Here is a 13,561-nt window from a genome sequence, read left to right as displayed (position 1 = left end):
CTTGTATATCAGGTTACGCGGAAATTTGAGTGGGTGAATTATGTGGATATGTTTAACTTTCCGTGGTTGCGTTTTCGTGTTGATAGTCCAAGTCAAGGAATTGATTTTTTATCGCAAGCCACTTATTCTTGTTACAAACGTGGTAAGTTTTTGTTGCGTTATCGCTATCGGATAAAGCAGGAAAATTTGGCTTTGCCAAAAGCGAATGAACATATTATGGCAGATGTGCTACGCAATCAATTTCGATTGGAATATCAATATATACTTAGTGATACGTGGAACATTAAAACCCGTGCTGAATTGTCACTGTTTGAGAAGAAAATGGAGAATCGATCTGAAGGATACATGGTTTTTCAGGATGTGTATTGGAAAGGCTTTCGGGATAAATTGAATCTGAATGCGCGGGTTTCTTATTTCAACACAAAGGATTATGACTCACGCATCTATTCTTACGAAAGTGATGTCCTTTATGTGTCGAGTTTTCCAATGTATTTTGATCAAGGAATTCGAACATACCTCAATGTGCGGTACAGACTTTTTAGATCTAACGATGTTTGGTTGCGTTGTGCATTGACCAACAATTTAAATAGAGAAAATATTGGTTCGGGCTTGGATTTGATTGAAGGAAACAAACGTTCGGACATAAGATTACAAGTAAGATGGCAATGGTAAAGGATGATATCTTGGATTTGTCGATGGGCAAAGTACCCATGCTCAAAGCATTATTTCTTTACGTGTTAGGTGTTGTTATGGCTGTAGCCAGTAAATCTTTTATTTCTCCTTTTGTGTGTCTAATCGTTATTGCACTAGCGATTGGAGCTTATTTTTTAGGGTATTATTTAACCAAGTATAATAGACGAAACTTATTTAACATTTGCTTTAGTGTAGTTGTTATTTGTTTTGGGTATTTTCAATACGCAACTAATCAATCTGCATATATTGCCTCGTATTATTCTAATTATAAGGCTATTCAATATATAGGAATTATCGATGACGAATCCATTGTAAAAGTAAAAACAATTCGTTTTCCAGTACGAATACAACAAGCGATTGATTCTTCCAAGATTTCAAAAGCTGAAGGCAAAGTGAGGTTAACTATCCTTCGGGATTCTTTGAGAGAAGAAAAGTATGCGTATGGCGATCAAATAGTTTTTGTAAATAAACTAGCGGATGTCAATCCTCCTTACAACCCAAAAGAATTCGATTATAAATCTTATTTGTCAAACAAGGGTATCAAGCAACAAAGTTTACTCACAGGAACCGAACTCAAAGTTCTGAATAGAAGAAAGGGTAATAACTTGATTGCATATTCGTTGGAACTGCGTACAAATTTAATCGCAAAATTTCGAATGTACATCCAAGACGATGAAGCATTTAACGTGGCTGTAGCGTTGATTTTTGGTTACCGCTCACAGATAGATCAAAACACGATTTCGGCATTCACCAATACTGGAACTATACATGTTTTGAGTATTTCTGGGTTACACGTGAGTTTGGTTTTTGTATTGTTGAATTTGCTGCTGTTTTGGATGGATAGATTTCGTTATGGAAAATTTATCAAATCCATTTTGATTTTACTTTTTATTTGGTCTTATGTAATTCTGACCGGAATGAGTCCACCGATTTTGAGAGCAGGAACCATGATTTCATTCTTCGTGTTTTCAAAAGTTATCAATCGAAAACAAATTCCTTTGAATACACTTGCCGCTTCTGCTTTATTTATTCTCTTATTTTCGCCCAATTATTTATTTGATGTGGAATTTCAATTGTCTGATATGGCGATTTTAGGTATCATATTACTATATCCCATTTTGAAAAACTATTACCTCACACCCAATAAATGGTGCAATTACGTATTGGAATACACTTATGTTTCCACTGCAGCGCAGTTATTTACTTTGCCACTTACCTTATATTATTTTGGACAATTCCCAAATTACTTTTTGATGGCTAATCTTTTTATAGCAATTCCGAGTACTTTAATTATGTATGTAGGCATGGGGTTAGCGATATTACCATTTGAATGGACAATCTCACTTTTTGGAGTAGCTATCGAATGGCTGCTGAACCTCATGATGAATGGATTAAAGTGGATGGAACATTTACCTTTTGCCGTTGTACACGGTGTGGATTGGCATTGGAGCCAAGTTTTATTATTAGGAATTGGAATTGCTTCGCTAATTATTGCCTTAAATTCCAAATCTTCGAAATCATTTCTGGTAGTTTTTAGTTCGATATTTCTCCTGTCTGTGTTCAATAGCTTTCAATACTTTCAGAAATCTTCGTATAAGGCTTTAAAATTTTATAGTGTTCGTTCGGAAATTGGAGTTGCGTTAATACATGAAAATCAAGTTGTGTTATATTCTACATTGGATTCCGTAAATCACCCAACTTTACAATACAGTGTACTTCCAGATTTGCGACAGTATATGATTGAAAGTGATATTGAATTTAAGAGTTTACCAGACACGGAAAGACATAATCGACTGATTGAGATTTGAAAGCATAAGATTCTAATTTTAGAAAAGAAAATTGATGATTTTCCAGTGGAGGTTGATTTTGTACTTTGGCGTAAAAATAACTATTCCGATTCGGATAGTTTGTTATCTCTTTATCCTAAAGCCACTTTCATCGCAGATGGAAGCAATGGTGACAAGACGCTTGAGCCTTTGAAAAATGCGTTTTCAAGTAATTCAGATAGACTTTATATTCTAAAAAATAATTTTGCTTATGTTTGGGAAGAGGATTAAGCATGAGCAATTCGATTCATTTTATATTAAAACAGTATTGGGGTTATGACGCGTTCAGACCCTTGCAAGAGGATATTATTCAATCTGTGTTGCAAGGTAAAGATACATTGGCATTGATGCCGACGGGTGGTGGTAAATCCATTTGTTTTCAAGTACCAGCCATGGTACAAGAAGGAATTTGTATTGTTATCTCACCTTTGATTGCTTTGATGAAGGATCAAATTGAGAATTTGCGCAGCAAAGGTATTGAAGCTATTGCCATTTATTCGGGTATGAATTACCGTGAAGTGGATATTGCTTTGGACAATTGCGTATTTGGAAAGATAAAATTCCTCTACATTGCTCCTGAGCGCTTTTATTCGGATATAGTACGTGAGCGTATAAAGTACATGAAAGTCAATTTGTTTGCTATTGATGAGGCGCACTGTATCTCGCAATGGGGTTACGATTTTCGTCCTTCTTATTTGCAGTTGGCAGATTTGCGAGAAGCACATCCAAAAGTCCCCATTTTGGCATTGACCGCCAGCGCTACATTGCGTGTTGTCGAAGACATTCAAGAGCGTTTGGCATTTCGTACAAAAAATGTGTTTTCTAAAAGTTTTGCCCGTCCAAATCTTAGCTATATGGCATTGCATGAGGAAAACAAAATGAATCGTATGCTACGTATTGTGAAGAAAATTGGTGGTTCGGGTGTTGTATATGTTCGAAATAGGAGAGAAACACAAGAAGTTGCTCGTTTTCTCCTAAATCATGGTGTTCCTTCTGATTTTTATCATGCTGGATTGACCATGAAAGAACGAGAATCCAAACAGAATGCGTGGACTACTAACAAAACACGTGTTATTGTGGCAACGAACGCGTTCGGAATGGGGATTGATAAGCCGGATGTGCGTTTTGTGATTCACATTGATATTCCAGATTCGCTAGAGGCATATTATCAAGAAGCAGGTCGAGCAGGTCGGGATGGAAAAAAAGCTTTTCCAGTTTTGTTGTATCAACAAGAAGACAGAGATAAGCTGTGGAAGAATTTTCAAGATAGTTTTCCTTCGGTTCAATTTATCCAGCAGGCTTACCATCATTTGGCCAATCATTATCAAATTGCATATGGTGCGGGGAAAAATATTACCGTTGATTTTGATCTAGCTGAATTCGCTAAAAAATACAAGCTAGATGTTCTTCCGACGATGAGTGCATTGAAATTTTTGGAACGTGATGGCTGGTTAAGTTTATCCGAAGCCGTTTTTATTCCTTCGCGATTTAAATTTGAAATAGACTTTCAAGATTTATATAAATTTCAGGTGCAAGCTGCAAAATATGATCCGTTGATCAAGGCGATTTTACGAACTTATGGTGGTGTTTTTGATTTTTATGTACCGATCAATGAATTTGAATTTGCGAAAAAATTAAGTGTTCCTTATGAAACTATCGTTCAAATGCTCGAAGGTTTGGAAAAACAACAAGTGGGCTCTTACCTGAAAAGTACGGATAAACCGCAATTGACTTTTTTGCAATCACGCGTTGATTACAAAAATCTTTTTATCGATTCGGAATTCATCCGCGAACGTAAAGATGTAAAGGAAGAACAAATCAAAGCAATTTATCACTTTTTGGATACCACAGGATGTCGGAGTAATGCAATATTAGAATATTTCGGTGAGTTAAATGGTGAACCATGTGGGGAATGTGATTTGTGTCTTAAAAGAAAACATACAGAAGGTATAGAAGAGAAGATAAAACAAGAAATTCGGGTACTCTTGCTTGAAAAGCCAATGAATTTACATGATTTGATGGATGCTATCTCTGTTACCGATGATGAAAAAAAGCTATCCATATTACGCGAATTAGTGGATGATGCTAAAATACAGCTAAAAGAGATGCTTTATTATTGGAACGCTAATTAATTAATCTTTAATTTTAAGGGCTGTTACGGTTACGTTAACAATTCATTATATTCGTCAGTATAAATCTAATTTATGAATAACTTTACGCGACGAGACTTTATCGGTATGGGTACTTTAGCGCTTGGTGGGCTGCTAATTAATAACACATATGCTAACCCCTTGACTAACCTAAAAAACAAGCGTATAGGTGTTATAGGCTCAGACACTTCACATTCTATCGCGTTTGCGAGATCATTATTGCAGGATTCAGATAGATTCAAAGGTTATAAGGTTGTGGCGGCTTATCCTTATGGTACAAAAACTATTCCTTCTGCGACATCACGCATTCCTCAGTAACATCCAATAGATCAAAACATTAGGGGTAGAAGTTGTTGGTTCTATTAAAGCTTTATTGAAGAAAGTAGATTATATTTTATTAGAAACGAATGATGGTCGTTTGCATTTGGAACAGGCGCGAGAAGTTTTCAAAGCCAAAAAGCCTCTTTTTATAGACAAACCTTTAGCGGCATCATATCAAGATGCAGCACAAATATTTGCATTATCTGCTCAACATAAAGTTCCATTTTTTTCGTCTTCATCCTTGCGCTACATTTCAGGTTTACAAGACGTGATTGCGGGTAAATACGAGAAAGTATTGGGCACTGACGTATTCTCCCAGCCGAAACAGACTCGAGTCATCCTGACTTCTTTTGGTATGGAATCCATGGGGTAGAGATTTTGTTTGCGGCGATGGGTGTCGGTTGTAAATCCATATCCCGTACACACACCGCAGATACAGATATTTTGGTCGGTATATGGGATGATGGACGTGTGGGGACAGTTCGCGGAACACGATCTGGACAACCTGAGTTTGGTGGTACAATATATTGTGAATCGGCGAATGTTACTTTAGGGAAATTTGAAGGTTATAATGCTTTACTCGATGAGATTATCAAATTTTTCGACACGAACAAAATACCTTTTGATAGTGCTGAAACGCTGGAAATTTGTGCATTTATTGAAGCTGCGGATATAAGTAAAGACCTAGATGGGGCTAAGGTGGAACTGAGCAAAGTAACTCAAAAATAATTTGTCCTTATTATGTTTCTACTGTAACATATTGATTCATAAAAGAAAATGTGTTGTTTGTATAGGGTTATTGCAAAAAAAGTGATAGCTTTAATATAACCAAAATAAACTTTTTTTATGGAAAACTTAATGATTTACTTACCAGCAGCGCTCGCTGTTTTGGGTTTACTATTCATGGTTTCAAAAGCGAATTGGGTCAATAAACAAGACTCAGGAGAAAGTAAAATGCAATTTATTTCCAAAAGCATTAAAGAGGGGGCAATGGCGTTTTTGAAAGCCGAATACCGTATTCTATTTATTTTCGTAGTTATTGCAGCTATTGCATTATTTTTTGTTTCAACGTTAGTTGAGACGACACATTGGATTATTGTTGTTGCCTTTGTGTTTGGCGCATTTTTTTCTGCATTGGCAGGAAACATTGGGATGCGTATCGCGACAAGTGCGAATGTCCGTACCACACAAGCGGCACGTACTAGCCTTCCTCAAGCTTTGAAAGTTTCTTTTTCTGGTGGGACGGTGATGGGCTTAGGTGTTGCAGGTTTAGCAGTATTGGGATTAAGTATATTCTTTATGCTTTTCCTTAAGATGTTTGTCACTGATGGAGGGAACTTTTATGTTGAAATGACTATCGCTTTAGAAGCTTTAGCTGGTTTCTCTTTGGGTGCAGAATCCATTGCCTTATTTGCCCGTGTTGGTGGAGGTATTTATACCAAAGCTGCAGATGTAGGTGCGGATTTGGTTGGAAAAGTCGAAGCTGGAATTCCAGAAGATGATCCGCGTAATCCAGCAACAATTGCAGATAATGTTGGTGATAATGTTGGTGATGTGGCTGGTATGGGGGCGGATTTATTCGGTTCTTATGTAGCAACTGTATTGGCCTCCATGGTATTGGGAAATTATATTATCAAAGATATGGCAGAAGCCAACGGAGGTGTTTTTACGGATGCATTCAATGGTATGGGACCGATACTTTTACCCATCGTAATTGCAGGTGTCGGAATATTAGCCTCAATAATCGGTACCTTCTTTGTGAAAGTATCAAATAATGATGCTAAAGAAAATGAAGTTCAGGGTGCGTTGAATTTAGGTAACTGGATTTCTATTATTCTTACAGTAATTGCTTGTTTCTTTTTGATAAGATATATGCTTCCTGAAGTTATTCAAATGAAATTTTTCGGAGAAGGGTATAAAGATATTCCACGTATGAATGTGTTTTATTCTACGATTGTGGGATTGGCTGTGGGCGGCTTGATTTCGGCATTTACAGAATACTATACAGGGTTAGGAAAGAAGCCTGTTTTGGACATTGTCCGCAATTCATCAACAGGTGCAGGTACAAATATTATAGCAGGTTTGGCAAATGGTATGATTTCAACTTTTTCTTCGGTATTGTTGTTTGCTACCGCAATTTGGGGTTCATACGCGTTGGCTGGTTTTTACGGAGTTGCGATTGCAGCTTCTGCGATGATGGCAACTACTGCGATGCAGTTAGCAATTGACGCTTTTGGACCTATTGCGGATAACGCTGGTGGTATTGCAGAGATGAGTGAATTACCAAAAGAGGTGCGTCAACGTACAGATGTATTGGATTCGGTAGGAAATACCACTGCTGCTGTAGGAAAAGGTTTTGCAATAGCCTCCGCGGCATTGACAGCTTTGGCGTTATTCGCAGCTTATGTGACTTTCACCGGCATCGATGGTATTAACATTTTTAAGGCAAATGTATTGGCTGCTTTGTTTATTGGTGGAATGATTCCTGTTGTGTTTTCAGCATTAGCGATGCAATCTGTGGGTAAAGCAGCGATGGATATGGTTAATGAAGTAAGACGTCAATTTCGCGAGATTCCAGGGATTATGGAAGGAACGGGACAGCCCGAATATGGCAAGTGTGTAGATATTTCTACTAAGGCGGCTTTGCGCGAAATGATGTTGCCCGGAGCGATGACGATTATCACGCCTATTATTGTAGGATTTGTGATGGGTGCAGAAGCACTGGGCGCGTATATGGCAGGTGTTGCGGTATCTGGTGTGATGTGGGCCATCTTCCAAAATAATGCAGGAGGTTCTTGGGATAATGCGAAAAAATCTTTTGAAGCTGGAGTAGAAATTAATGGCGAAATGACGTTCAAAGGTTCGGATGCACACAAAGCTGCCGTAACAGGTGATACAGTAGGAGATCCTTTCAAAGACACTTCAGGTCCTTCAATGAATATTTTGATAAAATTAACCTGTCTTGTAGGATTGGTAATTGCACCAATATTAGGCGATCATACACTTAGCAATGCTAAAAAGGATAAAATAGAAAATTCGAAAGAAAAGATAGTTCTGGTAGATCAGGAAAGATAAGAAGATGAAAAGTCCCTTTGTTAATTCAAAAGGACTTTTTTGTGTAAAGCTTCTTTAATCACCCCTCTGCCGGGCAAGTCTAGCTAAAACTCCCGATTACCTTTTAGAGATCTCTCTGCGGTCGATATGACGAACTAAAAGCACAGAAAGATATTAAGACGGTGTCATTTCGAACGAAACGTAGTGGAGAGAGAAATCTCATAAGTTTATATTTTTTCTATTCTCGACATAAGGCGTTTAATAGCGCTGAATGAAACTAATATGTCTGAACATCGTTTCAATTACAGAAAGATTTTTAGGATTGTAATTTAATAGCAATGAATAAATTGAATCTATTGTCATCCATGTAGTTTGCCTATAGTTGAATGGTTTGATGTAAAACAACCATTGTGGATATCATGTAATTCAATAGGATAAAACATATTCTTTAAATTCCAGAAATTGCTCTTTTTTAATTCGGTATTTGATTTTGTTGGAAGTGTTTCCTGTGCTAAGTAAAAATTATTTTTAATGTTTTTTAGCGTGTTAAAATAATTCTGAATATATTTTTTAGCTAAATCACGTTTTGATTTGGACCGAACTTACTGCTCGGTTAGCGGTAAATTTAATCATTCTAAACCTTCATAAATTTTAGCTATTTTTAGATTAAAATTGATTTACTATGTCAAACATTGATTTCATAAGAGAAGAAACTGCTGCAAATATTGGGAATTTTTTGGTAGGGCGATTATTGCCTTTTCGTCAAAAGCGTTCAATCGGTCCATTTGTTTTTATTGACCATATGGGGCCAGCCTGTTTGGCAGATCATGAAAATTTAGATGTTGGACCGCATCCACATATTGGGCTTTCGACGCTGACATATCTATTCGAGGGTTCTATTTTCCACCGCGATAGTTTGGGGACAGCGATGGAAATCACTCCAGGTGCTGTAAATTGGATGACAGGAGGAAAAGGTGTAACGCATTCTGAACGTACTCCAGAACATTTGCGTCAGCGTGATAAATTTTTACATGGATTGCAAATATGGGTAGCATTACCAAAGGAATTGGAATTTATGGATCCTGAATTTTACCATACCGAGGCCAAAGATATTCCGGCATGGGTAGAGAATGATGTACACTATAAATTAATTGCTGGCGAAGCTTTTGGTAAAAAATCACCTGTTCCAGTGTATAGCAAATTGTATATGATTGAAATCAAAAGTTCGGAAGATGCGGTGATTGATATTCGAGGTGAATTGTATGGTGAGAGTGGATTGTATATTTTGGAGGGTGAAATCGAGAGCAATGGCTACGATTATGGTGCAAAGCAAATCTTAATTACTAAGGATGCACATCTTTGTTCGTTCACAATAAAAGCCAATACCACAGTTTATATTTTTGGGGGAGAACCTTTCCCTGAGGAACGATTTATCTATTGGAATTTTGTAGCAACAGATAAGCAAATAATTGAAGAAGCGAAGGAACGCTGGCGAAAACATGAATTCCCAAAAGTGCCGGGAGATGATGGTTATTTACCGTTGCCTGGGTAAGGATTTGAAATAAGATAAGTGTTGTAGTTATACAACACTTTTTTTATGGAAAATTTATAGGTTAGTCATCATATGAGTTATTAGCTTATGTTAAAAGAAGTTAAATATAAAAATTTAACTGTTTTTTAATAAAAATTTACAACTAAATTTTTAGTTTTATATTGAAAACTTAATAACCAATTTGAATGAAGTCTAATCTATTTTATGTGTTATTGACATTTATTATGTTTTTTAATGTGACGTATTCATTTTCGCAAGTCAAACTTTCGGGTACGATTTCCGATGGAACGGATGACGTTAAATTGCATAAAGCAACAATAGCCTTATTAAACCCTAAAGATTCAATCCTCGTAAATTTCGCTAGAAGTGGTGAAAATGGAAATTTTCTGATTCCTAAATTGGATACGGGATCTTACAAAGTGATAGTATCCTATCCGCAATACGCGGATTATGTGCAAGATTTGAAGGTTTTGGAAGATCACAATATTGGCACAGTAAAATTATCTAAAGCTTTTCTTTTGTTGGATGAAGTGGCTGTGACAGGAAAAATTCCGGTGGTCATCAAGGGAGATACAATTGAATATAATGCAGGCAGTTTTAAGGTGGATAAAGACGCGAAAGTAGATGATTTACTCAAGGTTCTTCCGGGTATTACAGTTGACGCAGATGGAAAAATCACTGCCCAAGGTAAGGAAGTGAAAAAAGTTTTGTTGGATGGGGAGGAGTTTTTTGGCAGTGATCCAACCTTGATAACTAAAAATATCCGTGCCGATATGGTAGATAAAGTGCAGGTTTACGAGAAAAAATCAGATTTGAATGATAGGACAGGGGTGGATGATGGTGAACGAACGCAAACGGTGAATATCACACTCAAGGAAGACAAAAAGAAAGGTGCCTTTGGTCAAGCACAAAGTGGATATGGATCAGAAAACTATTTTGGCTTAAAAGGTATGGTCAATAGATTTAAGGGGGCACAAAAAATTGCAGCTTACGGGATTTCCGCTAATGATGGAATGGTGAGTCTGGGTTTTGAGGATGGGGAGAAATATGGAGGGAACAGCTCTAATATGTCTATCTCAGATGATGGGGGCATTTATATCATGTCTTCTGGTTCTGGAGATGGTATGGATTCTTGGAGTGGAAACTACCGAGGCAATGGAGTGCCTAATGCCTTGAATATGGGTGCGAGTTTTTCGGACAAATTCAAAGGGGATAAGCATAAGCTAAATGTGAATTATAGACGCGGGCAGATGGAGGTGGAGAATAATAGTACAAACTTTATACAAAACAATTTGCCGGAACTAGCGAGTATTCAGCAATCTAAAGGTTTTAGTGCAAATGAGAATAAATCTCATAATGCAAATATGCGTTATGATTTGAAAATCGACTCAACTTCTGATATGACAGTGCGCTTAGGATATAATACAACCAATAGAGATAATTCGGGTTTTAGTACATCTACAGAAAGAAGTTTGAATGAAGAATTATTAAACGATACAAGAACAAGTAATTCTGGAAATAGTCTAAATGAATCTTTAAATGCAAGTATAATGCTTACCAAAAGATTCAAAAAGCTAAGAAGATCACTAACATTGAATACTTCTGTCACCAATAACACAACGGACGGAACTTCCAATTATTTTTCGAATACCAACTTTCGTCAGCTCAATGATTCTTTATTAATCGATCAGTTTAAGAACAATGTCTGGGAAAATACCAATTTCAACAGTACATTAAATTATACTGAGCCCCTTACAAAATACTTGACTGCAACTGCAGGTTACACATTAGGTTCGGTTTCTTCGTATACGTTAAATCAGTCTTTCAATAAAAATGAAATCACAGGTAATTATGATCAACTGGATCAAGGTTTATTAAATGACTTTGATAATATTACATTAAGAAATTCAGTGAATACAGGTCTTAATTATAAGAAGAATACGATTACTGTTAATTTAAGTAATTCATTTTCTTTTGAATCTTTAGAACGAAAATACAATAATCTTAATCAGAAGCTTACAAGAGATCAAGTGTCTGTAGCACCATCTTTATCAGTTAATTATCAAATTACAAAAAGTAAAAGTATGTATCTCAGTTATTCTGGGCGTACTACACAGCCTGACTTGAATCAGCTAGAGCCACTTAAACAGAATGACAATCCATTAATTAATTACATGGATAACAAAGATTTGGAATCTGGTTTTACAAATAATATGTATTTGTATTTTAATTCCTATAAGCAACTCAAAGACGTGAGCGTTTATTTCGGTGCAAATGTAAGTCAATATCTGAATCCAGTAGGAAGCACTGTTACATTTGATCCAGAAAGTGGACGTCGAGATATTCAATTTGTTAATATTGATGAATCAAATATTTCAGCAAGTGCGTACGGTGGATATAGAAGACCATTGTGGAAGAAAATCGCTTTAAGTATGAATATTGGAGGTAACGTCAGCTATAACAATAGTTACAATTATCTTTCTTTGGCAAATAGAGAGTCTCAATTAAATAATAATGAAAACTATTCCCTTTCGCCATCTTTGGGATTTAGCTCTTATAAAGCTAATAAATGGTCTTTTCATCTAAATATGAATCCAGGATATAGAATTAATAAGTCAACATTACAGCCAGATTTAAATACGAACAACTTCATACTTAATTCTTACGTAGATTTAAGTTATACTTTCCCTAAAGATTACAAGATAGTAATGAATATGCAGCAATCGCACGAAGCTGCTACTAAAACTTTACCAGAATTCAATGTGGTCAATGTCTCAGGATACGTGTCTAAAAAGTTCTTAAAGGATAAGTCATTAGAAGCACAATTTTTTGTGAATGATCTATTCAATAAAAATACAGGGGTGAGAAGATATCAATCTGGGTATACGTTCTCACAATCTACCAACGATGTCTTAAGAAGATATGGCATGTTTAAGTTGATTTACAATTTCACCACTATGAGAGGAGACAATTAAGATGAAGCAGTTATTTTATATATTAATATTTGTTTGTTCTAGTAATATGAGTTTTGCACAGTACACCTATTTTCCTAATAGTGGTACTATCACCTATGAACGGAAGTTTCATTTGCAGAATTTTCTAAAACGAACTATGGGAGGGAAAGTAGATCTTGATATTTGGGACAAAAGTTCATTGGAATTCTTGCAAAAGAGTGGGCCTACAGAATTGATTACCCACCACACATTAAAATTTAATGGAATGGAAACCTTATTTGAAACTGTAAATGAGGAGTATCCTAGTAATTATAGAAGTGCGATGTGGTATATCCCATTAATGAGAGATTCAAAGACTTATGTGGATTATAAAAAAGGTACTTTCAATAAATTGTTGGCATTTGGTGACGAAGAATTGATTATGACCGATACTATCCCAACTGTAAAATGGAAATATACAGACGAGTACCGAAACGTGGCGGGTTATGACTGCCGCCGAGCCAATGGATTAATTCAGGACTCGATATATGTCGTTGCATTTTTTACCAATCAATTGGAGGTTCCAGGAGGGCCAGAGCTTATACAAGGTTTGCCAGGTACAATTCTTGGTGTCTCCATTCCTTTATTGAATATCAATATGTTCGCGACGAAAGTGGAGCTGAATAATGATGTAATATCATCTACTTTGACTAAGAAGAAAAAAGTAGTGCCAGAATCCAAAGATGCTGTTGTTAAAAAATTGAAAACTTCGGTATATGATTACATGGACGATAAACGCCTTCAAAAAGAATTAAGTAAAGTCTTTTTCTAAAGACTTTACTTAACTTTTATAAAACGGAGCGTAAAACCCACAGGTCTTTAGGCTGTGGGATGTAAGCGACTACCCCTGATTGAGAATATACTCACGAATAGTATCAGGAGATGCTTCACCTATTGAACAAACAAAATAACCATCAGACCAGAAAGTATATTCTTTCCAAAAATGTTTAAATAAGAATGACCTGTGTGGTG

Annotated in this window: 11 protein-coding genes; 10 read left to right on the top strand and 1 reads right to left on the bottom strand. The window is 36.3% G+C overall.

Going from position 1 to position 13,561, the window contains the following annotated elements; all coding sequences use genetic code 11:
- The first annotated feature begins 48 nt into the window (after positions 1-48).
- The 10 genes from FLS47_RS08995 (at position 49) to FLS47_RS08960 (ending at position 13,361) form a co-directional block, all read left to right on the top strand.
- Positions 49-672, top strand: a complete 624-nt coding sequence (locus FLS47_RS08995) for a hypothetical protein (protein ID WP_188347397.1) — start codon at positions 49-51, stop codon at positions 670-672.
- A complete protein-coding gene (locus tag FLS47_RS08990) occupies positions 660-2,501 on the top strand; it encodes a ComEC/Rec2 family competence protein (RefSeq protein ID WP_149914044.1) in 1,842 nt (613 codons plus the stop codon). Before FLS47_RS08995 ends, FLS47_RS08990 begins: the two co-directional genes overlap by 13 nt.
- A 251-nt stretch (positions 2,502-2,752) precedes the next feature.
- A complete protein-coding gene (locus tag FLS47_RS08985) occupies positions 2,753-4,651 on the top strand; it encodes a RecQ family ATP-dependent DNA helicase (RefSeq protein WP_149914043.1) in 1,899 nt (632 codons plus the stop codon).
- 72 nt (positions 4,652-4,723) lie between these two features.
- Positions 4,724-4,987 (top strand): hypothetical protein, encoded by a 264-nt coding sequence (locus FLS47_RS18520; protein WP_223225199.1) that lies wholly within the window; start codon positions 4,724-4,726, stop codon positions 4,985-4,987.
- 55 nt (positions 4,988-5,042) lie between these two features.
- Positions 5,043-5,363, top strand: coding sequence for a Gfo/Idh/MocA family oxidoreductase (locus FLS47_RS18515; protein WP_262713865.1), 321 nt, complete (start codon positions 5,043-5,045; stop codon positions 5,361-5,363).
- 5 nt (positions 5,364-5,368) lie between these two features.
- Positions 5,369-5,719: a hypothetical protein gene (locus tag FLS47_RS18510; RefSeq protein ID WP_223225198.1), complete on the top strand. Its 351-nt coding sequence runs from the start codon at positions 5,369-5,371 to the stop codon at positions 5,717-5,719.
- 117 nt (positions 5,720-5,836) lie between these two features.
- Positions 5,837-8,065 carry a sodium-translocating pyrophosphatase gene (locus tag FLS47_RS08975; RefSeq protein ID WP_149914042.1) on the top strand — a complete coding sequence of 743 codons (2,229 nt, stop codon included), beginning with the start codon at positions 5,837-5,839 and terminating at the stop codon, positions 8,063-8,065.
- A gap of 661 nt (positions 8,066-8,726) precedes the next feature.
- A complete protein-coding gene (locus FLS47_RS08970; protein WP_149914041.1) occupies positions 8,727-9,596 on the top strand; it encodes a pirin family protein in 870 nt (289 codons plus the stop codon).
- A gap of 185 nt (positions 9,597-9,781) precedes the next feature.
- Positions 9,782-12,571, top strand: coding sequence for a TonB-dependent receptor (locus FLS47_RS08965; RefSeq protein ID WP_149914040.1), 2,790 nt, complete (start codon positions 9,782-9,784; stop codon positions 12,569-12,571).
- A 1-nt stretch (position 12,572) separates the two neighbouring features.
- Positions 12,573-13,361, top strand: a complete 789-nt coding sequence (locus tag FLS47_RS08960; RefSeq protein ID WP_149914039.1) for a GLPGLI family protein — start codon at positions 12,573-12,575, stop codon at positions 13,359-13,361.
- Positions 13,362-13,430: 69 nt separating this feature from the next.
- Here FLS47_RS08960 and FLS47_RS08955 read toward each other — a convergent pair.
- The coding region (locus FLS47_RS08955; protein ID WP_188347396.1) for a transposase at positions 13,431-13,561 on the bottom strand (131 nt) is incomplete at its 5' end.

Source organism: Sphingobacterium cavernae, assembly GCF_008520265.1.
GTDB classification, from domain to species: Bacteria; Bacteroidota; Bacteroidia; order Sphingobacteriales; family Sphingobacteriaceae; genus Sphingobacterium; species Sphingobacterium cavernae.
This window is presented reverse-complemented; position numbering and strand designations above follow the sequence as displayed.

Excerpts from the sequence above, each read along its gene's own strand:
- FLS47_RS08995 (WP_188347397.1), top strand. The coding sequence starts at position 49 with ATGTTTAACTTTCCGTGGTTGCGTTTTCGTGTTGATAGTCCAAGTCAA.
- FLS47_RS08990 (WP_149914044.1), top strand. The coding sequence starts at position 660 with ATGGCAATGGTAAAGGATGATATCTTGGATTTGTCGATGGGCAAAGTA.
- FLS47_RS08985 (WP_149914043.1), top strand. The coding sequence starts at position 2,753 with ATGAGCAATTCGATTCATTTTATATTAAAACAGTATTGGGGTTATGAC.
- FLS47_RS18520 (WP_223225199.1), top strand. The coding sequence starts at position 4,724 with ATGAATAACTTTACGCGACGAGACTTTATCGGTATGGGTACTTTAGCG.
- FLS47_RS08975 (WP_149914042.1), top strand. The coding sequence starts at position 5,837 with ATGGAAAACTTAATGATTTACTTACCAGCAGCGCTCGCTGTTTTGGGT.
- FLS47_RS08970 (WP_149914041.1), top strand. The coding sequence starts at position 8,727 with ATGTCAAACATTGATTTCATAAGAGAAGAAACTGCTGCAAATATTGGG.
- FLS47_RS08965 (WP_149914040.1), top strand. The coding sequence starts at position 9,782 with ATGAAGTCTAATCTATTTTATGTGTTATTGACATTTATTATGTTTTTT.
- FLS47_RS08960 (WP_149914039.1), top strand. The coding sequence starts at position 12,573 with ATGAAGCAGTTATTTTATATATTAATATTTGTTTGTTCTAGTAATATG.